23 protein-coding genes and 1 tRNA gene are annotated in these 23,591 nt (G+C 65.4%); 12 read left to right on the top strand and 12 right to left on the bottom strand.

Annotation, left to right across the window (positions count from 1 at the left end; genetic code table 11):
• Position 1 precedes the first annotated feature (1 nt).
• From ACZ1JC_RS10110 to ACZ1JC_RS10100, 3 genes are read right to left on the bottom strand one after another with little or no spacing between them, the layout of a single operon-like run.
• Positions 2-1,051: a homocysteine S-methyltransferase family protein gene (locus ACZ1JC_RS10110; RefSeq protein ID WP_465138630.1), complete on the bottom strand. Its 1,050-nt coding sequence runs from the start codon at positions 1,049-1,051 to the stop codon at positions 2-4.
• Positions 1,051-1,953, bottom strand: coding sequence for a methylenetetrahydrofolate reductase [NAD(P)H] (gene metF, locus ACZ1JC_RS10105; protein WP_465136983.1), 903 nt, complete (start codon positions 1,951-1,953; stop codon positions 1,051-1,053). The genes ACZ1JC_RS10110 and metF overlap by 1 nt, the downstream gene beginning before the upstream one ends.
• Positions 1,950-2,954 carry an ArsR/SmtB family transcription factor gene (locus ACZ1JC_RS10100; protein WP_465136984.1) on the bottom strand — a complete coding sequence of 335 codons (1,005 nt, stop codon included), beginning with the start codon at positions 2,952-2,954 and terminating at the stop codon, positions 1,950-1,952. Before ACZ1JC_RS10100 ends, metF begins: the two co-directional genes overlap by 4 nt.
• A 167-nt stretch (positions 2,955-3,121) precedes the next feature.
• On the opposite strand from ACZ1JC_RS10100, the gene ACZ1JC_RS10095 reads away from it, so the two are divergent.
• Both ACZ1JC_RS10095 and ACZ1JC_RS10090 read left to right on the top strand, forming a co-directional pair.
• A complete protein-coding gene (locus ACZ1JC_RS10095; protein WP_165912237.1) occupies positions 3,122-3,298 on the top strand; it encodes a hypothetical protein in 177 nt (58 codons plus the stop codon).
• Positions 3,299-3,502: 204 nt separating this feature from the next.
• Positions 3,503-5,158 (top strand): NAD+ synthase, encoded by a 1,656-nt coding sequence (locus ACZ1JC_RS10090; protein ID WP_465136985.1) that lies wholly within the window; start codon positions 3,503-3,505, stop codon positions 5,156-5,158.
• A 39-nt stretch (positions 5,159-5,197) separates the two neighbouring features.
• Here ACZ1JC_RS10090 and ACZ1JC_RS10085 read toward each other — a convergent pair whose 3' ends face one another.
• On the bottom strand, positions 5,198-6,766 hold the full coding sequence (locus ACZ1JC_RS10085; RefSeq protein ID WP_465136986.1) for a S10 family peptidase: 1,569 nt from the start codon (positions 6,764-6,766) through the stop codon (positions 5,198-5,200).
• Between the two features lie 157 nt (positions 6,767-6,923).
• Here ACZ1JC_RS10085 and gltX point away from each other — a divergent pair, with 157 nt between their 5' ends.
• The 4 genes from gltX to ACZ1JC_RS10065 all read left to right on the top strand — a co-directional run bounded on the left by gltX (position 6,924) and on the right by ACZ1JC_RS10065 (position 11,934).
• Positions 6,924-8,255, top strand: coding sequence for a glutamate--tRNA ligase (gene gltX, locus ACZ1JC_RS10080; RefSeq protein ID WP_465138631.1), 1,332 nt, complete (start codon positions 6,924-6,926; stop codon positions 8,253-8,255).
• A 143-nt stretch (positions 8,256-8,398) separates the two neighbouring features.
• Positions 8,399-9,670 (top strand): MFS transporter, encoded by a 1,272-nt coding sequence (locus ACZ1JC_RS10075; RefSeq protein WP_465136987.1) that lies wholly within the window; start codon positions 8,399-8,401, stop codon positions 9,668-9,670.
• Between the two features lie 114 nt (positions 9,671-9,784).
• On the top strand, positions 9,785-10,855 hold the full coding sequence (locus ACZ1JC_RS10070) for a VOC family protein (RefSeq protein ID WP_465136988.1): 1,071 nt from the start codon (positions 9,785-9,787) through the stop codon (positions 10,853-10,855).
• A gap of 101 nt (positions 10,856-10,956) precedes the next feature.
• Positions 10,957-11,934, top strand: coding sequence for a nucleoside hydrolase (locus ACZ1JC_RS10065; RefSeq protein ID WP_465136989.1), 978 nt, complete (start codon positions 10,957-10,959; stop codon positions 11,932-11,934).
• Between the two features lie 6 nt (positions 11,935-11,940).
• Here ACZ1JC_RS10065 and ACZ1JC_RS10060 read toward each other — a convergent pair whose 3' ends face one another.
• From ACZ1JC_RS10060 to hisD, 7 genes are all read right to left on the bottom strand, one after another.
• Positions 11,941-12,927, bottom strand: coding sequence for an MBL fold metallo-hydrolase (locus ACZ1JC_RS10060; protein WP_465136990.1), 987 nt, complete (start codon positions 12,925-12,927; stop codon positions 11,941-11,943).
• 63 nt (positions 12,928-12,990) lie between these two features.
• A complete protein-coding gene (locus ACZ1JC_RS10055; RefSeq protein WP_465136991.1) occupies positions 12,991-13,278 on the bottom strand; it encodes an antibiotic biosynthesis monooxygenase family protein in 288 nt (95 codons plus the stop codon).
• Positions 13,275-13,682, bottom strand: a complete 408-nt coding sequence (locus tag ACZ1JC_RS10050; protein WP_465136992.1) for a VOC family protein — start codon at positions 13,680-13,682, stop codon at positions 13,275-13,277. The genes ACZ1JC_RS10055 and ACZ1JC_RS10050 overlap by 4 nt, the downstream gene beginning before the upstream one ends.
• Complete coding sequence (locus tag ACZ1JC_RS10045; RefSeq protein ID WP_465136993.1) at positions 13,675-14,721, bottom strand: Rieske 2Fe-2S domain-containing protein; 1,047 nt, start codon at positions 14,719-14,721, stop codon at positions 13,675-13,677. Before ACZ1JC_RS10045 ends, ACZ1JC_RS10050 begins: the two co-directional genes overlap by 8 nt.
• A 42-nt stretch (positions 14,722-14,763) precedes the next feature.
• The gene (locus ACZ1JC_RS10040; protein WP_465136994.1) at positions 14,764-15,915 is read right to left on the bottom strand and encodes an alpha/beta hydrolase; all 1,152 of its coding nucleotides are present in this window, start codon (positions 15,913-15,915) and stop codon (positions 14,764-14,766) included.
• 24 nt (positions 15,916-15,939) lie between these two features.
• Positions 15,940-16,695: an SDR family NAD(P)-dependent oxidoreductase gene (locus ACZ1JC_RS10035; RefSeq protein ID WP_465136995.1), complete on the bottom strand. Its 756-nt coding sequence runs from the start codon at positions 16,693-16,695 to the stop codon at positions 15,940-15,942.
• A gap of 2 nt (positions 16,696-16,697) precedes the next feature.
• Positions 16,698-18,029, bottom strand: coding sequence for a histidinol dehydrogenase (gene hisD, locus ACZ1JC_RS10030; RefSeq protein WP_465136996.1), 1,332 nt, complete (start codon positions 18,027-18,029; stop codon positions 16,698-16,700).
• A 183-nt stretch (positions 18,030-18,212) separates the two neighbouring features.
• On the opposite strand from hisD, the gene ACZ1JC_RS10025 reads away from it, so the two are divergent.
• Genes ACZ1JC_RS10025 through ACZ1JC_RS10015 form a run of 3 tightly spaced genes read left to right on the top strand, consistent with a single transcriptional unit; the run spans position 18,213 to position 20,451 of the window.
• Positions 18,213-19,157: a fumarylacetoacetate hydrolase family protein gene (locus tag ACZ1JC_RS10025; RefSeq protein ID WP_465136997.1), complete on the top strand. Its 945-nt coding sequence runs from the start codon at positions 18,213-18,215 to the stop codon at positions 19,155-19,157.
• Entirely contained in the window at positions 19,154-19,702 is a 549-nt protein-coding gene (locus tag ACZ1JC_RS10020) for a cupin domain-containing protein (protein WP_465136998.1), read from the top strand. The genes ACZ1JC_RS10025 and ACZ1JC_RS10020 overlap by 4 nt, the downstream gene beginning before the upstream one ends.
• Entirely contained in the window at positions 19,702-20,451 is a 750-nt protein-coding gene (locus tag ACZ1JC_RS10015) for an SDR family NAD(P)-dependent oxidoreductase (RefSeq protein WP_465136999.1), read from the top strand. Before ACZ1JC_RS10020 ends, ACZ1JC_RS10015 begins: the two co-directional genes overlap by 1 nt.
• Before the next feature lie 225 nt (positions 20,452-20,676).
• Here the strand turns inward: ACZ1JC_RS10015 and ACZ1JC_RS10010 are convergent.
• A tRNA-Gln gene (locus ACZ1JC_RS10010) sits at positions 20,677-20,750 on the bottom strand.
• Between the two features lie 142 nt (positions 20,751-20,892).
• Between ACZ1JC_RS10010 and ACZ1JC_RS10005 the strand changes: the two genes are divergently transcribed.
• From ACZ1JC_RS10005 to ACZ1JC_RS09995, 3 genes are read left to right on the top strand one after another with little or no spacing between them, the layout of a single operon-like run.
• On the top strand, positions 20,893-22,320 hold the full coding sequence (locus ACZ1JC_RS10005) for a Ppx/GppA phosphatase family protein (protein ID WP_465137000.1): 1,428 nt from the start codon (positions 20,893-20,895) through the stop codon (positions 22,318-22,320).
• The gene (locus tag ACZ1JC_RS10000; RefSeq protein WP_465137001.1) at positions 22,317-22,988 is read left to right on the top strand and encodes an RlmE family RNA methyltransferase; all 672 of its coding nucleotides are present in this window, start codon (positions 22,317-22,319) and stop codon (positions 22,986-22,988) included. Before ACZ1JC_RS10005 ends, ACZ1JC_RS10000 begins: the two co-directional genes overlap by 4 nt.
• Positions 22,985-23,545 (top strand): RBBP9/YdeN family alpha/beta hydrolase, encoded by a 561-nt coding sequence (locus ACZ1JC_RS09995; RefSeq protein WP_465137002.1) that lies wholly within the window; start codon positions 22,985-22,987, stop codon positions 23,543-23,545. The genes ACZ1JC_RS10000 and ACZ1JC_RS09995 overlap by 4 nt, the downstream gene beginning before the upstream one ends.
• Positions 23,546-23,591 lie beyond the last annotated feature (46 nt).

The raw sequence follows: 23,591 nt of genomic DNA, 5'->3' as shown, positions 1-23,591 counted from the left end.
GTCAGTCCGCCGGAACCGCGAAGGGTTCCAGACCGGCAAGCTTGGTCTCGGGCTTCAGGTCCGGAACGTGACGCGGGGCCATGCCGGCAACCTTCTGTGCGATGGCGCCGATATGCGCGGGGGTGGAGCCGCAGCAGCCGCCCAGCACATTGACCTGACCCGCCACGGCCCATTCGCCGACGAAGCCCGCAGTCGTCTCGGGCATCTCGTCATAGGCGCCCAGTTCGTTGGGCAGGCCGGCGTTGGGGTAGATCATGATCAGGGTGTCGGCGATTTCCGACAGCGTCTTCACATGCGGGCGCAGTTGGGTGGCGCCGAACGAGCAGTTGAGCCCGATCGTCACCGGCTTGGCATGGCGTACCGCATACCAGAACGCCTCGACCGTGTGGCCCGAGAGGTTGCGGCCCGAAAGGTCGGTCAGCGTCATCGACAGCATGATCGGCACTTCTCGGCCGAGGTCCGCCTCAAGCTGGCGCACGGCCATGATCCCGGCCTTGGCGTTCAGCGTGTCGAACACCGTCTCGATCAGGATGAAGTCCGCGCCGCCTTCGACGAGGGCAGCGGCCTGTTCCTTGTAGACATCGACCAGCGTGTCCCAGTCGATCTCGCGGTAGCCGGGATCGTTGACGTCGGGGCTGAGCGAAAGCGTCTTGTTGGTCGGCCCGATGGCGCCGGCGACGAAGCGCGGGCGCCCGTCCTTGGCTACGAACTCGTCGGCCAGACGGCGGGCGAGCTTCGCCGATTCGACGTTGATCTCGCGCACCAGATGCTCGGCGCCGTAATCGGCCTGGCTGATGCGGTTGGCCGAGAAAGTGTTGGTTTCGGCAATATCGGCGCCGGCCTCGAAATAGGCGCGGTGGATCGATTCCGGCACCTCGGGCTTGGTCAGCGCGAGGATGTCGTTATTGCCCTTCTGATCGTGGCTGAGGCCGAGATCGCCGGCATAGTCGGCTTCGGAGAGCTTCCAGTTCTGGATCTCGGTACCGAAGGCGCCATCGGTGATGAGGATGCGCTTGGCCGCCTCTGTCAGAAATTTCTCACGCGCGCTCATCATGCGCTCTCCTTCGGCCGCAACCCCAGGAGCTGGCAGATCGCATAGGCCTGCTCCGCGCGGTTGAGAGTGTAGAAATGAAAATCGCGGACGCCGCCCTCGTACAGCTTGCGGCACAAGTCGGCGGCGGCAACCGCGGCGACCAGTGCGCGCGGACCGGGGCGCTCGTCAAGGCCTTCGAACATGGCTTCCAGCCAGACCGGAATCTCGGTGTTGCCGGACATGCGGCGGATCGCGGCGAAGCTGGTCACCGGCATGATGCCGGGCAGGATCGGCGCGGTGATGCCGGCGGCCTGCGCCTTGTCGAGAAAGCGGAAATAGGCATCGGCCGAAAAGAAGAATTGCGTGATCGCGCGGTTGGCGCCGGCATCGATCTTGCGTTTCAGGTTGTCCAGATCGTGCTGAGCGCTGACCGCTTCGGGATGGACTTCGGGATAGGCGGCCACCGAAATGTCGAAATCGTGCCGGGCTTTCAGGCCGGCCACCAATTCGGCGGCGCTGGCATAGCCTTCCGGATGCGGAGTGAAGACGCCGCCCTGGCTCGGCGGCGGATCGCCGCGCAGCGCGACGATATGGCGCACGCCGGCTTCCCAGTACTGGTCGACGATCTCGTCGATCTCACCCTTGCTGGCGCCAACGCAGGTCAGATGCGCGGCGGGGACGAGATTCGTTTCGCGCACGAGGCGGGCAACAGTCGAATGCGTACGCTCACGCGTGGAGCCGCCGGCACCGTACGTCACCGAGACGAACGAAGGGGCCAGCGGGGCCAACTGGGTGATCGCATCCCACAGCTGTTCTTCCATCTTCTCCGTCTTGGGCGGGAAGAATTCGAAGGAGACGGAAATGTCGCCCGGCAGGCACCCGAATGCGGGGCCCTGTTCCGGTCGTTGAGCAGACGTCATGAGGTCGCGGTCTTTCTGTCGTTGGATTCGGTGTCGTTTGCGGGCGGATGAGCGTCGATCCGGCGCGCTGTCCAAATTTTAACTGTCAGCGGATCGCCCGGCAGCGTGACCGGAGCATCGGGCGCGAAGCCCGCATCTTCCAGCAGTGACGCCATCTGTTCGTCGGCGAAACCGAGGCGCGCGTGGGCGTGGCGCTCACGCAAGTCCTCACGCTCGTGCGCGGCAAGATCGACCACGGCGATTCGCCCGTCCTTGCGGGTGACGCGCGCGGCTTCGGCCAGCACGGTGGCGGGTTCCTGTGCATAGTGCAGCACCTGATGGAACATCACGGTGTCGAACGCGCCTTCCGCGAAAGGCAGCGCGGTGAAGTCGCCCTGGACCAGAGAGAGCCGTTCCGGTGGCAAAGATTGCAAGCGCGCACGCGCGATCCGCAACATTTCCGGGCTCTTGTCCAGCGCGGTGACATGGCTTGATTTGCCTGCCAGCAGCTCGGCGATGCGCCCCGTGCCGGTACCGACATCCAGCAGCGCGCCCAGCTTGTTGCGGCCCAGCGCGGCCTGCAGCGCGGCTTCCACCGGGCCGTCGGCGCCGATCAGCTGGCGCAGCGTGTCCCACTCTTCGGCGTGGCGGGCGAAGTAGGCCTGTGCATTCGCCTCGCGCGCGTCGCGGATGGCGGCCAGCTGGCGGCGATCTTCTGCGCAGCGGGCGGCGAAGGCGGGATCGTCCCGCTCGGCAACGGCCAGCAGGCGGGCAGCGGCGGCGCCCATGGGCGGTTCGCCGCTTTCCTTGACCGCGCTGCGCAGGAATACCCAGCTGCCTTCCTTGCGGCGCGCCGCAAGGCCCGCTTCGCACAGGATTCGAATATGGCGGGATACGCGCGGCTGGCTCTGCCCCAGCACTTGCGCCAATTCACCGACAGCCAGTTCCATATGCGCCAGCAGGCGCATCATGCGCAGGCGCGTCGGCTCCGAAAGGGCCCTCAGAAGCGGGTCGATTTGCATGGAGGATCATATAAAGATATCTTTATATGTGTGCAAGCCTGAGGAATTCCGCCGGTTTTGGACCCCTTACTTCCTATTTGCGTTGCACAATCGTCTCGTCTAAAGAATGCCCCGCAGGCTTGCCTGCAAGCGTTGGCCTGTGCGCCAAACAATGCAAGGGGATTCGCATGAAGAAGATTGCTTTTGCCGCGTTCGCGTCGGCTGCCGCTCTGTCGCTCGCTGCTTGCGGTGGCACCAAGCCCGCCGCTGATGCGACTTCGGAATCGGTTGAAACCGTTCCTGAAGAAACCATGGCCGCTACCACCGACGGTGCGACCGACGCTGCTACCGCGGCTGCCGAGTAATCCGGCCGGGGGCTCGGCAATCGCCATTTCTGGCGAGGCGCCGGCCCCCAGTTGCTTTCCGCCCGAGGTTGCAAGCAACCGAAGGATAAATGGAAAGTCCGTTGTAAGACGGAAAAAGCCCTCCCCGATGGGAGGGTTTTTTATTGCCTGCAATACAGGCATCCCCTGTTGCCGAAGCGCCGGCGCAGGCGCATCAAGCCCTTGATGCCGGATACGCTCAAGATCACGCTGGCGCAGCTCAACCAGTCCGTCGGCGATCTCGACGGTAACGCCGAAGGCGTTCTGGCGGCCCGTGCGAAAGCCCGGGACGCGGACCTCGTGGTCTTCCCCGAGCTGCATCTGGTGGGTTATCCACCGGAAGATTTGATCCTCAAGCCCGCGCTGATCGAACGCGCGGCGGCCCGTCTGCAGACGCTGGCCGAAGCCACCGCTGCGGACGGCCCGGCAATGCTGGTCGGCTCCGCGTTCGTGCTCGATGGTGCACTGCACAACGGTGTGGCCCTGCTCGATCAGGGGCGAGTCATGGCGGTGCGGCTCAAGCACGAATTGCCCAATTACGGCACATTCGACGAGATGCGGCTGTTCCAGCCCGGCCCGCTGCCAGAGCCGGTGATTCTGCGCGGCACCCTGATCGGCGTGCCGATCTGCGAGGATATCTGGCGCCCCGAGGTCTGCCGCCATCTGGCCGACTTCGGCGCCGAGATGTTCATCTGCATCAACGGCAGTCCCTATGAGATCAACAAGGACGCGCTGCGCATCGAAGGCGTGGCCAAGCGCCGCGCGGTCGATACCGGATTGCCGCTGGCCTATCTCAACCGCGTGGGCGGGCAGGACGAACTGGTGTTCGACGGTGCCAGCTTCGTGGTGAACGGCGATGGCGCGCTGGCGGTGCAGCTTGCGGACTGGGAGGAGCAGGTCGTCGAGACGCGCTGGACCCGTACTGCGCAGGGCTGGCGCTGCGATCGCGGCAAGCTGGAGACCTTGGCGACGCATCCGGAGGATATCTATTGCGCCATGGTGCTGGCGCTGCGCGATTACGTGAATCGCAACGGCTTTCCCGGCGTCGTGCTGGGCCTGTCGGGCGGAATCGATTCGGCGACATGCGCGGCGATCGCCGTCGATGCGCTGGGGCCGAAAAGGGTCTGGGGGGTAATGATGCCCTCCCGCTTCACCAGCCGGCAGAGCCTGGACGACGCTGCCGGCTGTGCCGATGCGCTGGGCATCCGCTATTCGGTCCTGCCGATCGGTGAGGCGATCGCCGGCTTCGATTCGATGCTGGGCGAAAGTTTCGAGGGCACCAACCGCGACATTGCCGAGGAAAATCTCCAGTCCCGCATTCGCGGCACCGCCTTGATGGCGCTGTCCAACAAGTTCGGGCCGATGCTGATGACCACCGGCAACAAGAGCGAGATGAGCGTCGGCTATGCGACGATCTATGGCGACATGGCGGGCGGCTACAATCCGCTCAAAGATGCCTACAAGTCGACCGTCTTCGCGATTGCCGGCTGGCGCAATCGCCATGTTCCGCGAATCGGACTGGGGCCGGAGGGGGTCGTGATTCCCGATTCGACCCTCTCACGCGAACCCAGCGCGGAATTGCGCGCCGACCAACGCGATTCGGACAGCCTGCCGCCCTACGATGTGTTGGATCCCATCCTGCTGGGGCTTGTCGAGAACGACAAGAGCGTGGCGCAGTTGGTCCACGAGGGGTTCGATCGCGCTACCGTCCGGCAGGTGGAGCGGCTGCTGCATCTTGCCGAATACAAGCGGCGGCAAGCGTCTCCCGGGGTCAAGCTGACGGCGCGCAACTTCGGGCGCGATCGCCGTTATCCGATCTCGCACGCGTTCCGTAGCGGATAACGAATGGGGCGGCGCATTCGCTACGCCGCCCCTTCGTTTTCAGCGCGCGCCGTCCGCGTAGAAGCGCTGCATGTCGAGCCGCATCTGGTGGAGCGCCTCGGGGTTCAGATAGACCATGTGGCCGGCCGGATAGTAATGGAACTGCAGGTTCTGCTGCAGCGATGCCGGCAGCATCATGTGCTTCAGGTCCCGCTCGGTGGAGAAGAACGGCGTCGCCATGTCGTAGTAGCCGTTGAGCGACAGCACGCGCAGATGCGGATTGGTGCGCATCGCGCTCGACAGGTCCACCGTCACGTCGGCGACGTTCTGGTGGCGGCCATAGCCCGAAGCGGGGCTTTCGTGCGACCAGTCCCACTTGAACGTGCCGCCCTCGCTGGCGCTCAGGCGATAGTCGAGGTCGGTCTTGTAGCCCAGCTTGTTGCCCAGCATGTCGAGGAAGCTGCCGATGTAGAGGCCGCTGATCGCCGTGTCGGATGCATCGAACTCCGGCCCTTCGCCTGCCGAATCGGCATCGACGCCGAGGTAGCGGCCGTCGAAGCGGCCCACCGTCTCCCGTTCACCGCGCAGCAGTTCCTTGCGGAAGCGATTGAGGTCGATCCGCAGGTTGGCCTGCTTGATGTAATCCACCGAGATGCCGGTGAAGCGGCTGAGCTGCTGAGCCACCGCATCAAGCTCGGCGGGCGGAATGTCCTGCCCCTTGGCCAGCGCGCTGGCATAGGCGCCGTTGGCGAACTGGCGGGCCTGTGCGACGAATTCCTCCACCGTGGCGGGGCGGTCGGCGACGCGGTTGTGATACCAGGCGACGGCGGCATAAGTCGGCAAGTAGCCGACATAGACATTGTCGAAGCCCGACTGACGCACGCCGTAGTTCATGATCGAGGACAGCAGGACCACGCCGTTCAGCGCCATGCCGCGATCTTCCAGCTGATAGGCCAACGCGCCGGAGCGGGTGGTGCCATAGCTTTCGCCGAAGATGTACTTGGGATCGCCCCAGCGGCCGTTCTTCGAAACGTAGCGGAAGATCGCCTTGGCAAAGGCATCGACGTCCTGATCGACGCCGTAGAAATCGGCCGGCTTGGCATCGCCCAGCGGCCGCGAGTAACCGGCGCCGACGGCATCGATAAACACCATGTCGGTGCTGCCGATCAGGCTGTCCGGATTGGGGCCGACATCGTATGGCGCGGGGGCAACGGCTGTGGGATCGGTGGTGCGTACGCGCTCCGGTCCGAAGCTGCCCATGCGCAGCCACAGGCTCGCCGATCCCGGGCCGCCATTGTAGAAGAACGTCAGCGGGCGGTGCTTACCCGGCGCGGTATAGGCCGTGTAGAACAGGCTGGCGGTCGGCTTGCCCTGCGCATCGCGGATGGTCAGCGTGCCGGCAGTGGCGGTGTAGGAAATCGACTTGCCATCGACCGTGACCGAACCGCTGGAGGTCTTGGCCGCTTCCTCGACCGGGGCGCTGGCCCAGCCGTTGGCGACGGCTTCGGCAGCCTTCGCGGCGTGCTGCTTTTCGGCGCTGGGCTCATCGGTCTTCTCGGCAGCGATCACGGGCTGTGAAAGCGCCAGTGAGAGGAGGGAGGCGAAAGCCAGCTTTGCGGGGAGCCGCATGGACATTCCTTTGTTTTCAGTGAGTGCGAACCGGGGCGCATTGGTAATGCATCAGGGCTGTCGGGCAAGGGGATATGTTATACATTTCTGACAGCGATTTTCGTCGCTCGTTGCCTGGAAATTGACCTCTCGCCACGCGCGCCGTAATCGCGCGGGCATGACCGTCACGCGCTTCGCTCCTTCGCCCACCGGGCACCTTCACGTCGGCAATATCCGCACGGCGCTGCACAACTGGCTGCTGGCCAAGCAGGCGGGCGGCAAGTTCCTGCTGCGGATCGACGATACCGACGCCGCACGCTCGAAAGAGGAATATGTCGATGGTATCCGCGCCGATCTGTCCTGGCTCGGCATCGAGTGGGCGGGCGAGGAGCGCCAGTCGGCCCGCTTTGCGCTTTATGAGCGTGAGTTCGAACGGCTGAAGGCGGCCGGGCGCGTCTATCCCTGCTGGGAGACGCCGCAGGAACTGGAACTGAAGCGCAAGGTGCTGCTGGGGCGCGGGCTGCCGCCGATCTACGATCGCGGTGCGTTGAAGCTGACCGACGAAGAGAAGGCCGCGAAGATCGCCGCTGGCGAACTGCCGCACTGGCGCTTCCTGCTCGACCATGACGAGCCGATCATGTGGGAAGACGGCATTCGCGGGCCGCAGAAGTTTGATCCGGCGCAGATCAGCGATCCGGTGATCCGCCGGGCCGACGGTTCGTGGCTCTATATGCTGCCCTCGGCCATCGACGATGTGGACATGGGTGTCACCCAGATCCTGCGCGGCGAAGACCATGTTTCCAATACCGCCGCACAAGTCCAGATGTTCACCGCCCTGGGCGCTCCGGTGCCGGCTTTCGCGCATGAGGCGTTGCTGGTGGGCACCGAGGGCAAACTGTCCAAGCGTCTCGGCTCGCTGGGTGTCGCGCATTTCCGCGAGGTGGGCATCGAGCCGCAGGCGGTCGTCGCGCTGCTCGGCCGCTTGGGGACGAGCGATCCGGTCGATCCTGCGCTGGACGCTGCGACCTTGGCGGAAGCCTTCGATCTTTCGCACTTCGGCCGCGCGCCTGCCCGTTTTGACGAGGCGGAACTGGAGCGCGTCAACGCTGCCGTGGTTCATGCGCTGCCGTTCGATGCCGTGGCCGCGCGTCTGCCTGCGGGCATGGATGCAGCGGGTTGGGAGGCCGTACGCCCCAATCTCGCCCATGTTCACGAGGCGGCGGATTGGTGGAGCGTTGTCACAGGGCCGGTCGCGGTGCCAGCGCTTGGCGATGAAGACCGCGCCTATCTGGCGCAGGCGGCCGAAGTGCTGGCCGGCATCGAATGGGATTCGGGTGTCTGGAAAACGCTGACCGGCGCGCTGAAGGATGCGACCGGGCGCAAGGGCAAGGCGCTGTTCCTGCCGCTGCGTCTGGCACTGACGGCGATGGAGCACGGGCCGGACATGGGCGCACTGCTGCCGTTGATCGGTCGCGATGCCGCGCTGAAGCGCCTGCGCGCGGCGGGATAAGGCTCCATTCCTCCGAAAAATGCGCATTCGGCGGGTGTACTCAAGGATCAATTGCCTTAAGTCCTCGCCGAGTCGCAATTTTCGAAAAGGGCAGGGCAAGTGACGGCAGATCAGGGTACTCGCGCAGGCAGGAGCGCGGGCCGGTGAACGAATACCGTCGCAATGCGCGCATCCTGACGGCTAGCCTCGTCGGCACCGCGGTCGAATTCTACGACTTCTACGTCTACGCTACCGCCGCCGCGCTGGTGTTCGGGCCTCTGTTCTTCCCCTCGCACTCGGCATCGATCCAGCAGCTTGCCGCCTATGCCAGTTTCGGCGTGGCCTTCGTTGCCCGCCCTGTAGGCGCGACACTGTTCGGCCATTTCGGGGACCGGATCGGCCGCAAGTCCACGCTGGTCGCCTCCCTGCTGCTGATGGGCGGCGCGACGGTCGCCATCGGTCTGCTGCCGACATACGAGAGCGTGGGCTGGATCGCGCCGTTCCTGCTCTGCCTGATGCGCTTCGCACAGGGCCTTGGCCTGGGCGGTGAGTGGGGCGGCGCGGCGCTGCTGGCGGTGGAGAACGCCCCGCCCGGCTGGCGCGCGCGCTTCGGCATGTTCCCGCAATTGGGCGCCCCGGTGGGCTTCATCGCGGCGAACGGCCTGTTCCTGGTCCTCAGCATGACGCTGTCCGAAAGCGATTTCGTGCACTGGGGCTGGCGCATTCCGTTCCTGCTGAGTTCGGTGCTGGTTGGCCTTGGCCTGTGGATCCGCTTCCGCCTGACCGAGACGCCGTCCTTCGCGGCCATGCATGGCGAGCATCCGAAATCGATCCCGATCGTCGAACTGTTCCGCACGCATCTGCGCCAGACCCTGGCGGGCACGTTCGCGGTCGTCGCCTGCTTCGCGATCTATTACCTGACCACCGCTTTCGCGCTGGGCTATGGCACCAAGGAACTGGGCTACGACCGTCAGGCTTTTCTCGGCGTGCAGCTTTTCGCGATCCTGTTCATGGCGGTGGGCATCGTGCTGGCCGGCTACGCGGCGGATCGCTGGACCTCGCGCGGGGTGCTGATCGCGGGTAGCGCGGGCGCCATCATCGTCGGCCTGCTGATGGGGCCGATGTTCGCGGCGGGATCGCTGACGGCCATCGCGGCGTTTCTTTCGCTCGGCCTGTTCACGATGGGCTTCGTCTACGGCCCGCTCGCATCGCTGCTCCCGCAACTGTTCGACGCGCGAGTGCGCTATACGGGATCGTCGATCGCCTTCAACGTCGGCGGCATCCTTGGCGGCGGTTTCGCACCGGCAGTGGCGCAGGGGTTGGTGGACAAGGGCGGGGTGCTGTTCGTCGGCCTCTACATCTCGGTCGCCGCGGTGCTCAGCCTTGTCGGCCTGCTGTGGGTGCCGCGCCATACCGAGGCGTCCTTCGCGGGGTAATCATCGGCTCCCAATTCGGCGCGCTCGATAGCTGCGATCCGATTCCATGCGTTTTTCCTGGCTCCGGGCACCGGTCATAACCGAGCTCTGGGACTAGTCAGGATAGAGACAAGCATGAGCATTCTGGGAGTTGAGAGCGTCCTGTTCGGCGTGGCCGATGTGGCCGAGCATACGCGGTTCTGGACCGACTTCGGCCTGCCGGTGGAAAGCGTGGGAGAGGATGAGGCGGTGTTCCGCCTCGCCTCGGGCAGCCGGGTGATCGTGCTGCGCCATGGCGACGCGCGCCTGCCGAGCCCCGATCCGTTCCCCGGTGATGGGCTGAAGGAAACCGTCTGGGGCGTCGATACCGCAGAGAATCTGGAAAAGATCGCAGCCAGCCTTGCCGGCGAAGTCCCCGTGACGCGCGATGGGGATGGCACCGTTCATGCGGTCTGCCCCGATGGCCAGCCGGTCGCGCTGCGCGTGTGGAACAAGCGGGCGTTCCATTCGGAAGCGAGCCCGGTCAACACGCCCAGCAGCTATCCCCGCTTCAACCAGCACCGCATCTGGCGGCGCAAGGCGGTGCCCAAGACGATCAACCACGTGGTGTTCTTTTCGCCCGACTATGTCGGCAGCTTCGAATTCTACGAACGCCATTTCGGCTTCCGCTATATCGATCACTCGAAGGGCGTGGGCATCTTCGCGCGCGCGGGCGGGACGTTCGAGCATCACTCGATCTTTTGGGTGAACTGCGACCTTCCCATCGCGCCGGACCACTTCAAGTTCATGCACATCGCCTTCGGCATGGACGATATCGACGAAGTGATGCTGGGCGCGAACATCATGGAGGCGCGGGGCTGGAAGAACGAGAGCATGAACAGTTCGGGCGGCATTTCCCGCCACCGCATTTCCAGCGCGATCTATTACTACTGCGACATGCCGGGCCATGCGGGCGAGGCGGAATATCACGCCGATACCGACTATCTGGACGACAACTGGGTACCGCGCGCCTGGGATTTCCGCTTCGGCTCTCTGCTCTGGTCGAACAATGCCCCGCCGATCTTCCGGGGCGATAACATCCCTTGGGACATGACCTTCGATGCCGATCGCGCCAGCTTCGCGCCGCATCGCAAGCAGAAGCCTGGCAAGCAGCCAGCCGAGGGCAAGCTGAACGAACTGACCGAGGATGACGAGCACGCGATCTGACGAAAGTGGCTCGAAAAAACCAAAGGATGCGGCCGGCGTGCGACTTGCACGTCGGCCGCAGTCGTATAAATTAGAATAATAATTCTTGAATGGAGGGGCTGGTGCATTCACGCCGGAATTTCGTGGCGTCCTGCGGGGCGGTTCTGGGCAGTGCCATGCTTCCGGGCGTGGCGCGCGCGGCGGCCTATCGGCAGATTCCGCAGCGGCCATCGGCGCGGGTCATTATCGACAATGACTTCGCGGGCGATCCGGATGGACTGGTGGCGCTGGCCCATCAATTGCTGACCCCGAAGACGCGGACCGTGCTGGTCACCTCCTCCGCGCTTGATCCCAAGCTGCTGGGCAATGTGCCGGCCGGAACCACGGCGGCAGCCGGGCGCGCGACGGCGGAGGAACTGATCCGCCGCGCCGGGATCGCCTCGATACCCCCGGTGAAGGCGGGATCGGAAGTGCTGGGCGCGGCCCGGCCCGAAGCGAGCGAGGCAGCCCGCGCCATCGTGGCCGAGGCGATGCGCGACGATCCGCTGCCGCTCTATTTCACCTGCGGCGGTCCGCTGACCAATCTGGCGGCGGCGCTGCGGCTGGAACCGAAGATCGCCGGGCGCATGACGGTGATCTGGATCGGCGGCGGCGCCTATCCGGCGGGCGGCTGGGAATACAATCTTTCCGCCGATATTCCTGCCGCGCAGATCGTCATCGAGCAGTCGAAAGTGCCGCTCTGGCAGATACCGCAGGATGCCTATCGCCAGATGCAGTTCTCGGTCGCCGAACTGGCCGAGCAGTTGCGCCCGATCTCGCCCTTCGGCGAATGGCTCTACGACCGCTTCACGACACCGCCCGCTTTCGTCGATGTGGGTGGAAGCTGGCCGCTGGGCGACAGCCCGACCGTGCTGCTCAGCGCGATTTCGCAGGAGAGCAGCACGCATGTCGATCTGAACGCCCGGCGCATCAAACCCGATTGCACCTATGGCGAGGAGATCGCGGGACGGACCCTGCGCGTGTTCCGCACGCTCGACGCGCGGTTGACCTTCGGGGATTTCTTCGCGCTCATGCGCCTCCACGCGCGGGGAGAGGTCTAGGCCACTCTAAGCGAAATCGGCCCGTTCGCCCGGTAGCAGCGGGACGAACGCGGCCGGATCGATCCCGCGTTCCGCGAGTCCCGCGCGCAAGCGCAGGGCCGGGTCTTCCCTTGGTTCGTCGGTCAGCTTGAAGGTGCCCCAGTGCATGCCCACGGCGGCACGGGCGCCAAGATCCTGCATGATCTGGATCGCCTCTTCCGGATCGGTATGCTGCGCGGCCATGAACCAACGCGGATCATAGGCACCGATCGGCAGCAGGGCGAGATCGGGCGACCCGAACTCTTCGCGCAGGCGGCGGAAGATGTTTCCGGTGCCATATCCGGTATCACCCGCGAAGTAGATCAGCCGTTCGCCTGCGCGCAGCATGAAGCCACCCCATAGCGCCATGCGGCGGTCGCCCGGCCCGCGAGAAGACCAGTGCAGGGCCGGGACGATGTGCGCCCGCGTTCCGGGCGCGATCTCGAAGGCGTTGCCCCAATCGCCTGCCACGACCCGGGCCTTGGGAATATGGCGCTGGAGGATCCGGTCATTACCCAGCGGCGTGACGATCAGCGGTGCGTGCCGCGCATGGAGCGCCTTGAGCGTCGCGACGTCGAGATGGTCGTAATGGTTGTGAGAGAGCAGGATCGCATCAATCGGCGGCAGGTCCTCGATCCGGATGCCGGGCGCCGTCACGCGCTTCGGGCCGGCGAATTGCAGCGGGCTGGCCCGGGTGGACCAGACTGGATCGGTAAGAATGTTCAGCCCGCCCACCTGGATGAGCAGCGTGGCATGGCCGACCATGGTGACGCGCAGCCCCTCCACCCGGTCTTCGGGAACGACCGGGGTAACGGGCACGGCTTTGGGCCACTGCGTGGACGGGGCGGTGCGCCGCCACCTCAGGATATCGCGCAGGGAGCGGTCGGTTTCCGGCTCGCCCGCAGGATTGAGAAAGCGCGTGCCGTCAAAGTGATCGGTGACGGGACCGGCATAGTAACGATTTCGATCTGGCAATGGGGGCGACCTCCGCATGCCATGTAGGATCGGCATGGGAAGGTAACGAGCCCCGCAAGCCAATTAAATCAACGTAAAATGCTCGACTGATGGGGTTTCCACGAAGAACGGGCTCGCCAGCGTGCGCCAGGCCTGAAAGCCCTCGGACTCGCGGAAATCGACCATGTGGGCCTCCACGCTCTCCCAGCCGACGACGAGGTGATAGCGTTCGGGGTTCTCCACTGAGCGATGCAGCGCGAAAGAGATGAAGCCGTTGGCCGCCTCGAAATGAGGGCGGGCCTGTGCGACTGCGGTCTCGAAGGTGGCGGCGCGCGCCGGGTCTATGGTGAGCGTGGCCACTTCGTGGATCACAGGTTGGGCTCCTCGACGAATTCGATCAGATTGCCCGCGCAGTCGCGGATGAAGCAGCCCTTGCCGAACGCCTCGCGCACGACGAAGGCCACGTCCGCCTGCTTCTCCTCCATCTCCGTCAGGAAGGCTTCGAGGTCTTCCACCCGGAAGGCGACGTGCTTGTTGCCGTGGGTCTTGAGATCGCGCGGCGGGAAGCGGCGGTCTTCGGGGAGGGCGGCGGCGCCTTCCACCTCGAAGATCTCGAACCGCAGCGGTCCTTTGCGAACCATGGCGGTGTGGGATTTGGCAGCCTCGATATAGAACTTCTTCTCGACCTCGAAGCCCAGCACGCGGCCGTACCAGTCGATCGCCTCGTCAAGGCTGGGGACGGAGACGCCGCCGTGGTGGAAGGTGAATTCAGCCATGGTTCTGCTCTCGTGAAATGTCCCGCTCTTGGGAAATGAACCGCTCCAGCAGACGCCGCGCGCGTGTGCCGCCCTGGTCGATGCCGAGTGACAGAGGTTTTTCGCCCCAGAAATCGTGGCCTTTCACATTGGCATAGGCGGCTTCGATCATCGGTTTGTCCTCCAAGTCGAAAGCTTCGCCAAACAGGGCCCTGAGCGCGGTGTCCGTCTCTTCGGAATCGAGATCGTCGTAGCGGGTGGAGGACCAGAAATAGTGGGTCTCATGCTCGCTGGCAGGTGTCAGAATATGCGCCTGCGGCACTTCGAAGCCGCTTTCACGCCCTGCGTCATGCGGGCAGACGCCGACGGTCAGGCGCATCGCGGCGGGCGCATTCCAGCGCATGTCCAGCCAGTGATCGACTTTGGCGTCGGCCGGGAAATGCGGCCGGGCGACCATGGGCGGCGGGATATCCGGCATCCACCAGTTGGAGTGCAGCGTGCGATCCTCAACCTCCACCGCATGCTTGCCCGCGAAGATCACGCCCTGCCCGGCAAACGTGCCCTTGTGGACGAACTCGATGTGCGAGAGGTCCAGCAGGTTGTCGGTGCCGTACTCGTAATTCGCCTGCATCAGCGTGTAGCCGCGCACGGTGCGGCTATGCGGTGTATCCGGCACGAAGGAAAAGTCGGGGATCAGCGCGGGGTCGGCCTGGTCCTGCGCGCCGCCCCAGAGCCAGACGATGCCATCGCGCTCGGCAACGGCAAAGGCCGGTATCGTCGATCCCGCCGGGATGCGATCGGCAAAGGGATTGCGCACGCAGTGCCCGTCCGGCGCGAAGGCCAGGCCGTGGTAGCCGCAGACCACCGCGTCGCCATCGCGTGAGCCCTTGGACAGCGGCGCGAAGCGGTGCGGGCAGCGATCGAGCAGGGCAGCAAGCGAGCCGTCCTCCAGCCGGTAAAGATAGACCGGCCGATCGAGGATGCGGCGGGACAGGCCCGCCGCGCCCACTTCGTCGGACCAGCCGGCCATGTACCAGCAATTGCGCAGATATCGTTCCATTCGCGGCCTCTCCCCGGCCATCATTGTTGTTCAGGTGATGGATCAGCCCATCTCTGCAAATGTCTCCGCGCACCAGTCGGCGATATAGTCGCGCATTCCGGTGCCGTTGTCGGCGCCGCAGTGTTCCACCTCGAAATCCTTCTTGGTGAAGATGCGGAGCGTACGCTTGGGGCTGTTCACCGCCTGATCGTAGCTGAGCTGCGCATTGAAGGCGGGGATCTGGCGGTCGTTTTCGCCGTGGGTGATGAGGAAGGGCACCTGGATCTTTTCCACCTGCCCGTCGAGCGTGATCTGGTCGGCATAAGTCAGGAACGCGTCGCGGTCTTCGATGCCGAAGACCCACATGACGTGGTCCCAATAGTGCGGCACCGGGTTCTCGCCCTCGTTGGCCAGGCGTTCGCGCTGGCGGCGGCCCCAGACGTGGTTGGCGCCCATCACCGCGCAGAGTGCATAGCGCGGCTCGTTGGCGGCGATGCGCGGCGCGTGATAGCCGCCGAAGGAGAGGCCGAAAATGCCGATCCGGTCATGGATCACATCGCTGCGCGTCAGCAGGTAGTCCAGCGCCGGGGTGCCCCAGCGTTCGGCGTCGAACACGGCGGGAAGGCCGCGCTTGCGGATCGCCTCGCCGGTGCCGGGCTGGTCGACGAACAGGGTGTTCATCCCGCGCTCCAGATTCGACTGACCATGGCCCGCCATGCAGACCTGCTCCTTCATCGAATCGAGCCCGTTGACCGAGACCAGCGTGGGGCGCGGCGTGCCCGAACCGTCGTGGACGAAAATGGCGGTATAGGCGCCGTTCTCGTAAGGAATCTCCACTTTGTCGACATGCAGCCCGCGCAGACTGGCGCCCTTGTGGAACAGTTCCAGACCCTTGTCGTAGGCCGCCCAGCGCGGGGCATAGTCACGGCTCTGCATCCGCTCGGCAGCGAGGTAGTAGCCGGAGGCGCGCAAGTATTTGGTGCCGGCGGAGAGCAGGTAGCCGGCGGCTTCGTCGCCTTCCGCATTGGCCGTGACCTGATCGGCGACGGCGATCCAGCTATCGAACATCTGCGCGGAGCCGGCGTCGGCGCCGGCCTTGCTCGCTTCCATGATCGGGCGGTTGGCCTCGTCGATCTCGCCATAATTGCCGCCGCAGGCGAGCGCGAGATTGGTGGCGAGGTTCCAGACGTAGTTTCCGGGGAACGGTTCGAACATGTTCTATCCTGCGATGTAAGAGAGCTATTCGGCAGTCCAGCCGCCATCGACGACAAGGCTGGTGCCGGTCATCAGCGCGGAAGCCTCGGAGGCGAGGAACAGCACCGCGCCCATCAGATCCTCCACCTGACCGATGCGGCCGAGCTTGATCTTGGAAAGCACGCTGGCCTTGAAGGCTTCGTCCTCGAAGAACGGCTTGGTCAGCGGGGTTTCGATGAAAGTGGGCGCGATCGTGTTGGAGCGGATGCCGTGGGGGGCAAGGTCCAGCGCCATGGCCTTGTTCATGCCTTCCAGCGCCCACTTGCTGGCGCAGTAGAGCGAGCGGTTTGGCCCACCCACGTGCCCCATCTGGCTACCCATGTGGATCAGGCTGCCTTGCGTGCCGGTATCGATCATCCGCTTCACGCAGGCCTGCGCCACGAAGAAAGCGGACTTTAGATTGAGGTCGAGCACGGCGTCGTAATCGTCCTCGCTCACCTCCCACATCGGCTTGGGGCGGTTGGTGCCGGCATTGTTGACGAGCACGTGGAATGGGGCGCGGTCCGCGAAGAATGCGGCAACGGCGCCGAGATCCGAAACGTCGAGCGTAGCGGCGCGGGCACCATTCCCGATTTCAGCGGCAGCCGCGTCGATCTCTGCCGAGGTGCGGGCGACGAGCGTGACCTCTGCGCCCGCTGCCGCCAGCGCGGCGGCGGCGCCAAGGCCTATGCCCCGGCCCGCTCCGGTCACCAGAGCCCTCCGCCCGTCAAGGCGCAGGCTCGGCGTCTGTGGGATCGCCATGCTCAGGCCGCCGTTTCGGGCGTCGGTTCGGCCTGACCGGCATAGGGCACGTTGCGCCCGCCAAAGCGACGCACGCGGATATTGGCCTGCTCGCCGTGCCCCGCGAAGCCCTCCAGCGCGCAGAGGCGCGAGCAATATTCGCCGATCAGTGCGGACGCCTCATCGGTGGTGACGCGCTGGTAGGTGCAGGTCTTCAGGAACTTGCCGACCCACAGGCCGCCCGTATAGCGCGCCGACTTCTTGGTGGGCAGCGTGTGGTTGGTGCCGATCACCTTGTCGCCGAAGCTGACATTGGTGCGGCTCCCAAGGAACAGCGCGCCGTAGTTGGTCATGTGGGTGAGGAAATAGTCCGGATCGGCGGTCATCACCTGCACATGCTCGCTGGCGATCTCGTTGGCGACCTTGACCATCTCCTCGTAGCTGTCGGCCACGATCACTTCGCCGAAGTTTTCCCAGGCCTTGCGGGCATGGTCGGCGGTGGGGAGGATCTGCAGCAGGCGTTCGATCTCGGCCATCGTGGCGAGGGCGAACTTCTCGGAATCGGTCAGCAGCACGCCAGGGCTGTCTGGGCCGTGCTCGACTTGCCCGAGGATGTCGGTGGCGGCGATTTCGGGGTCGCAGCCGATTTCGTCGGCAATGATCAGCGTTTCGGTCGGCCCGGCGAAGAGGTCGATGCCGACACGGCCGAAAAGCTGGCGTTTGGCTTCGGCGACGAATGCATTGCCGGGGCCGACAAGGATATCGACCGGATCGATGCTCTGCGTGCCGATCGCCATGGCGCCGACGGCCTGAATGCCGCCCAGCGCATAGATCGCATCGGCTCCGGCCATGGCCTGCGCGGCGACGATGGCGCGCGCGGGCTGGCCCTGAAACGGCGGCGCGCAAGTCACGACGCGCTTCACCCCCGCGACCTTGGCGGTGATCACCGACATGTGCGCGGAAGCGAGCAGCGGATACTTGCCGCCGGGCACGTAGCAACCGGCCGAACCCAGCGGAATGTTCTTGTGGCCGAGCACGACGCCGGGCAGCGTCTCGACCTCGACATCTTTCATCGAATCGCGCTGGATCTGGGCGAAGTTCTTCACTTGCGCCTGTGCGAATTCGATGTCCTTGCGTTCCTGCGGGGTCAGGCTGTCGACGCAGGCGTCGATTTCGGCCTGCGACAGGCGATAGTCGTCACGGTCCCAGCCGTCGAACTTGATGGACATCTCGCGCACCGCTTCGTCGCCGCGCTTCTCGATATCGGCAAGCGCCGCCTCGACGATGTCGCGAACCTTGCGGTCCGCGTCTGCCTTCGCCTCGGCAGTGGCGCCGCGCTTCAGCCAGGTGGCCATGATATTCTCCCGATCCGGTGTGACGTGATTTTCATCGGACCTAGCGCCGGGGAGCGAGCGGGGACCATCGCATGTTATCGATGGCTTGCTATCGATCCTATGCCGTTGTTGCCGCAGGAGGGCTTCGCTAGCCCGGTTCTCAAGGACAAAGCATCCGCCAGCATTCTGGGAGAACAACGAACAATGCGCCTTGCCACTCTCGATGACGGCACCCCCGACGGGCGCCTCGTCGTCGTTTCGCCCGAAGGCGATCGTTACGCGCCCGCGCCGGTGGATACGCTGCAACAGGCGATGGAAAGCTGGGCCTTCGTCGCGCCGGTGCTGGCCGAGATTTCGGAATTTCCCGAAGCGCTGGATGCCGCGCTGCTGCGTGCGCCGCTGCCGCGTGCTTGGCAGTGGCTCGATGGCTCGGCTTTTGCCTGCCACGGCGAACTGATGGACAAGGCGCTCGGCGTAGTGCCGGTGAAGACTGGCAAGCCGCTGATGTATCAGGGCACTTCCGACAAGTTCTATGGCCCCGCCGAGGATGTGCGCTTCCTCACCGAAGAGAACGGCATCGATTTCGAAGGCGAGTTCGGCGTGATCGTCGATGCCGTGCCGATGGGGACTTCGGCCGAGGACTGCATGAAGTACATCCGGCTGATCGTGCAGATCAACGACTGGTCGCTACGCAAGCTGGCCGGGCCGGAGATGAAGACCGGCTTCGGCTGGGTTCAGGCCAAGCCGCCGTGTTCGATGGCGCCCTTCGCTGTCACGCCGGAGGAACTGGGCGACCAGTGGCGGGGTGGCCGCGTCTGCATGGACCTGCTGGTGGACTGGAACGGAAAGCGCTTCGGTGCCGCTAATGGCGAGCCGATGGGCCATGGCTTCCACGAACTGGTCGCCCACGCCTGCGCCACGCGCGATCTGGTGGCGGGCACGGTGATCGGTTCGGGCACCGTCTCCAACGCAAATTACCGCGAGATCGGCTCCTCCTGCATCGCCGAGCGGCGCGGGATCGAACTGGTCGATTTCGGAGGGCCCCGCACCGGATTCATGCGCTTTGGCGACACGGTGCGGATGCAGGGAACTCTTGCCGATGGCCGCGCGCCGTTCGGTGTCATCGAACAGAAGGTCGTTAAGGCATGAATGAAGTTCTTTCCGATTCCGGCCTGCCGCCGATCCAGCGCGTCGTCACCGGGCATGATGCGGACGGCCGCGCGGTGTTCCGCTCCGAAGACGTGACGCCCACGACAATGATCCCCTCGGGCGATGCCTCGTTCCTGACGATCTGGACCACCGCCACCGTCCCCGCCGACAACAACGACGAGACCGAAGGGCGCGAACGCCCCACCGGCACCACGCTCGAAGGCGGATCGGTGATCCGCGTGGTGGACATGCTGCCGGGCAAGCAGAGCCCGATGCATCGCACCAACTCGATCGACTACGGCGTGGTGATGAAGGGCGAGATCGAACTGGAACTGGAGGACGGTCGCAAGACCACCGTGCGCGAGGGCGGTATCATCGTCCAGCGCGGCACCAACCACCTCTGGCGCAACACCAGCGATGCGGTCTGCCGGATCGCCTTCATCCTGATCGAGGCACCCGCTTACCTTCACAACGGCGTGCCGTTGGACGAGGCCAAGCCCGAGCAGGTCGATCCCGTCTACAACGAGGCGGCAGGAAAGGCCTGATGTTCGACCTCTCCGGCAAAAGCGCCATCGTCACCGGCTCCACGCGCGGGATCGGACGTGCGATTGCCGAGGGGCTGATCGCCCAAGGCGCGCGCGTGGTGATCTCCAGCGAGGATGCGGAGGACACCGCGCGCGTCGCTGCCGAACTCGGGATGCCGGGGCAGCCCTGCGACGTGACCGACGATGCGGCGTTGGCCGCCTTGGTGGATCGCGCGGTGGCCGAATTCGGTGGGCTGGACGTGCTGGTCTGCAATGCCGGGATTACCGGCAGGGCAGGGCCTTTCGCCGATCTCGACATGACCGACTATGCCCGTGTCATGGCGATCAACCTCACCAGCCAGGTCGCGCTCTGCAATCTGGCCCTGCCGAAAATCGCGGCGCGCGGGGGCGGGGCAGCGGTGCTGGTGTCCAGCCTCTCGGGCCTGAGGGGCAACGGGCGAATCAATGCCTATGCGCTCGCCAAGGCGGGTGTCGCGCAACTCGCGCGCAATCTGGCGGTGGAGTGGGGGCCGCACGGGGTGCGGATCAACGCGATCTCGCCCGGCTTCATCGCAACCGAACTGTCGGCGCCGCTGCTGGCGGACGAGGCCTTCATGGCCCGCCGCATGGCGATGACGCCGCTGCGTCGCCCCGGCACGCCGCAGGAGGTGGCAGGCGCCGCCGTATTTCTGGCATCGGACGCCGGCGCTTTCGTTACCGGGCACAATCTGGTCGTCGATGGCGGAACGCTGATTACCGACGGGTCGTGACGGGAAGGCCTCGGCAGCGAATCGGTCTGCCGCAAATGGGGCGCGACTAACGCCGGGACGAGGGGCGGAACGCTCCGCCTCGGCGTGAAGCTATTTGTGATTCGTCGGGTCCGTGCCCCATCTGGCCAGCACCACGCGCCGCGCGGGCGACAACGACTGCGCGTGCCGTGGAAGGCTTCGCGAGATTCGGGAACTATCCCGCGATTTCAGCGATTTAGGGAAAATTGGATGCCCCGCGAGGATTCGAACCTCGATAGACGGAATCAGAATCCGTAGTCTTACCATTAGACGACGGGGCATCGGGAGGCGCCCCTCTAGTAGCGGTCGTGATTCGGGTCAACACCCTTTTTTGCCGGCCCTTGCTCCTTTCTCGTCGGGGCGTTAGCATCGCCGCATGTACCCGCCCGCATGGCGGCAGATTTTTTGAAGAGATTAGTAATCATGGCGGAGCACGATCCGCCGGCAGCAAGAGTCGACGTGTCAGGCCGCCCCAGCAGGCGGCGCAAGGCGAGGAGGGGCAAATCGCGCCCGTCCGGTCCCGGCACGGCCAAGGCGAAGGTGCAGGCAAAGGATGCCGGCGCCGTCGCGGCAGGCGGAGCGCCGCGCGAAGAATCAGTGAACGGAGCGCCGGCACCACCGCGCCGTGCGAAGTCGCGCACGGCCCGGAAATCCGGCAAGTCACGCAAGCCCGGCAAGAAAGTGGCGGCGCAATCGCGTCCCGCAGAGGCGGGTCGCGCCGAACCGACAGTTGCCGAAGTGCGCAGCGCAGAAGCGCGCACGGTTGAACTGCGCAGTGGCCCCGGTCTCGTTACCGCAAGAGACGCGATGCTGCCCCGCCAGCACCCGCGCCAGTCCTATGCGGCGATCGATCTGGGCACGAACAATTGCCGCCTGCTGATCGCGCGTCCCTCTGGCGAGAACTTCACGGTGATCGACGCCTTCAGCCGTGTCGTCCGTCTGGGTGAGGGGCTGGCGCAGTCCGGCCGCCTGTCCGACGCGGCGATGGAGCGCACCCTGGGCGCCCTGCGCGTGTGTGCGGACAAGCTGATGCGGCGGAACGTCTACCTCGCCCGATCGGTGGCGACGGAGGCCTGTCGCCGTGCGGTCAACGGGCCGGAATTCATCGAACGTGTGCGTCAGGAAACCGGCATCGCGCTGGATATCATCAGCGCGCGCGAAGAGGCGCGGCTGGCCGTGCTCGGCTGTCATGTCCTGCTCGAATCGGGGCTGGGCCCGGCGATGATCTTCGACATCGGCGGTGGCTCCACCGAGCTTGTGCTGATCGAGAGCACCGGCACCGTGCCGCGCATTCTCGATTGGCAATCGGTGCCTTGGGGCGTCGTCTCGCTCACCGAAAGCTGCCCGCCCGAAGGTTCGACGCTGGAAGAACGGCTGACGCGCTACAAGCACATGCACGGCCTCGTGGCGGATAGCTTCGCCGGCTTCGCGGATCGCGTCGCCCCGGCGCGCGAGAGCGCGGCGCAGACCGGTCCGCTGCGCCTGTTGGGCACCAGCGGCACCGTGACCACTTTGGCTAGCCTGCATCTGGAACTGCCGCAGTATGACCGCCGCATGGTAGACGGGCTGATCGTCCCGGCCGAATCGATGCGCGGCATCAGTGCGCGGCTCTCCTCGATGTCGATCGAGGAGCGACGCGAGCTGAACTGCATCGGCCGCGAGCGCGCGGATCTGGTCGTCGCCGGTTGCGCGATTCTGGAGGCGATTCTCGACCTTTGGCCCTCCGCGCGGCTGGGCGTGGCCGATCGCGGCATTCGCGAAGGCATCCTGCGCAGTCTCATCGCCTCGCACACATCGAACAAGTCCATGCTCGCCGCGGCGGGCGCACAAGCATTGGAGGCCCGGCCGTGAGCCGATCCGGACGCGATCCCAACGAGCGGCTTCGCACCGCCAAGAAGCGCACGACCAGTTCGGCGCGCTGGCTGACCCGTCAGCTCAACGACCCTTACGTGAAGAAGGCCAAGGCGGACGGCTATCGCAGCCGCGCGGCCTACAAGCTGATCGAGCTGGATGAGAAGTTCGACCTGTTCAAGGGCGTGGAACGCGCCGTCGATCTGGGCATTGCGCCGGGTGGCTGGAGCCAGGTGCTACGCCTGAAACGGCCGCAGGCCAAGATCGTGGGCATAGACCTGCTGCCCACCGATCCGATCGAGGGCGTGACCATCTTCCAGATGGACTTCATGGCCGACGAGGCGCCTGCCGCGCTGGAAGGCGCGCTGGACGGCGCGCCGGATCTGGTGCTGTCGGACATGGCCGCCAATACGGTGGGCCACAAGCAGACCGACCACTTGCGCACGATGGGTCTGGTGGAAACGGCGGCGGACTTTGCGATCCAGACGCTGGCACCGGGCGGCACGTTCGTAGCCAAGGTCTTCGCGGGCGGTACCGATACCGAACTGCTGGGCGTGCTCAAGCGCCGCTTTACCAGCGTCAAGCACGCCAAGCCGCCGGCCAGCCGCAAGGATTCGTCCGAGTGGTATGTGATTGCCAAGGGCTTCAAGGGGCCTGAGGAGGCGTGAGCCGCTACGTCGTCCTGCCCGGGATCGGCGGTTCCGGTCCGGCCCATTGGCAGACGCTATGGGAACAGGCCGATCCGCAGATGCAGCGGTTCGCCCCGGAAAGCTGGGACGAACCCGCGCTGGACGACTGGATCGCCGCGCTCGATCGCGCCGTGACGCAAGCCACGCAAGCGAGCGGCGAGCCGCCGGTTCTGGTCGCGCACAGTCTGGCCTGCCTGCTCGTCGCCCATTGGAGCGCGCGATCGGACCTGCCGGTGCGCGGTGCTTTCCTGGTGGCACTGCCCGATCCTGCGGGGCCGGCGTTCCCGGCGGAGGCGGCGAGTTTCGCCGATCTACCGACATCGCGGCTGCGGTTTCCGGGGGTGGTCGTTGCCAGCAGCGACGATCCCTATGGTCCCGTCGATCACGCCCGTCTGCGCGCCGCGCAATGGGGCTGCACGTTCGTCGAGGCAGGCCCGCTGGGCCATATCAATGCCGCCAGCGGGCTGGGAGACTGGCGCTGGGGCCGCGATCAACTCGATTGCTTCGCCCGCGCGCTCGTCGAACTGGGCGCCTGAGCGGACCGGTTCCCTAATGACGAAAGCGGCCCGCAAGGCGACTCGG

It is taken from the genome of Sphingomonas sp. BL-S-28, from assembly GCF_055521515.1.
The sequence above is the reverse complement of the archived record's forward strand: the minus strand, read 5'-3'. Positions and strand labels throughout refer to the sequence as shown.

Bases quoted from the DNA above. Each gene is read 5' to 3' on its own strand.
- hisD (WP_465136996.1), bottom strand. From the start codon at position 18,029: ATGGCCACCTGGCTGAAGCGCGGCGCCACTGCCGAGGCGAAGGCAGAC.
- ACZ1JC_RS10020 (WP_465136998.1), top strand. From the start codon at position 19,154: ATGAATGAAGTTCTTTCCGATTCCGGCCTGCCGCCGATCCAGCGCGTC.
- ACZ1JC_RS10050 (WP_465136992.1), bottom strand. From the start codon at position 13,682: ATGGCTGAATTCACCTTCCACCACGGCGGCGTCTCCGTCCCCAGCCTT.
- metF (WP_465136983.1), bottom strand. From the start codon at position 1,953: ATGACGTCTGCTCAACGACCGGAACAGGGCCCCGCATTCGGGTGCCTG.
- ACZ1JC_RS10070 (WP_465136988.1), top strand. From the start codon at position 9,785: ATGAGCATTCTGGGAGTTGAGAGCGTCCTGTTCGGCGTGGCCGATGTG.
- ACZ1JC_RS10085 (WP_465136986.1), bottom strand. From the start codon at position 6,766: ATGCGGCTCCCCGCAAAGCTGGCTTTCGCCTCCCTCCTCTCACTGGCG.
- ACZ1JC_RS10090 (WP_465136985.1), top strand. From the start codon at position 3,503: ATGCCGGATACGCTCAAGATCACGCTGGCGCAGCTCAACCAGTCCGTC.
- ACZ1JC_RS10110 (WP_465138630.1), bottom strand. From the start codon at position 1,051: ATGAGCGCGCGTGAGAAATTTCTGACAGAGGCGGCCAAGCGCATCCTC.
- gltX (WP_465138631.1), top strand. From the start codon at position 6,924: ATGACCGTCACGCGCTTCGCTCCTTCGCCCACCGGGCACCTTCACGTC.
- ACZ1JC_RS10015 (WP_465136999.1), top strand. From the start codon at position 19,702: ATGTTCGACCTCTCCGGCAAAAGCGCCATCGTCACCGGCTCCACGCGC.
- ACZ1JC_RS10025 (WP_465136997.1), top strand. From the start codon at position 18,213: ATGCGCCTTGCCACTCTCGATGACGGCACCCCCGACGGGCGCCTCGTC.
- ACZ1JC_RS10095 (WP_165912237.1), top strand. From the start codon at position 3,122: ATGAAGAAGATTGCTTTTGCCGCGTTCGCGTCGGCTGCCGCTCTGTCG.
- ACZ1JC_RS10045 (WP_465136993.1), bottom strand. From the start codon at position 14,721: ATGGAACGATATCTGCGCAATTGCTGGTACATGGCCGGCTGGTCCGAC.
- ACZ1JC_RS10040 (WP_465136994.1), bottom strand. From the start codon at position 15,915: ATGTTCGAACCGTTCCCCGGAAACTACGTCTGGAACCTCGCCACCAAT.
- ACZ1JC_RS10005 (WP_465137000.1), top strand. From the start codon at position 20,893: ATGGCGGAGCACGATCCGCCGGCAGCAAGAGTCGACGTGTCAGGCCGC.
- ACZ1JC_RS10100 (WP_465136984.1), bottom strand. From the start codon at position 2,954: ATGCAAATCGACCCGCTTCTGAGGGCCCTTTCGGAGCCGACGCGCCTG.
- ACZ1JC_RS10035 (WP_465136995.1), bottom strand. From the start codon at position 16,695: ATGGCGATCCCACAGACGCCGAGCCTGCGCCTTGACGGGCGGAGGGCT.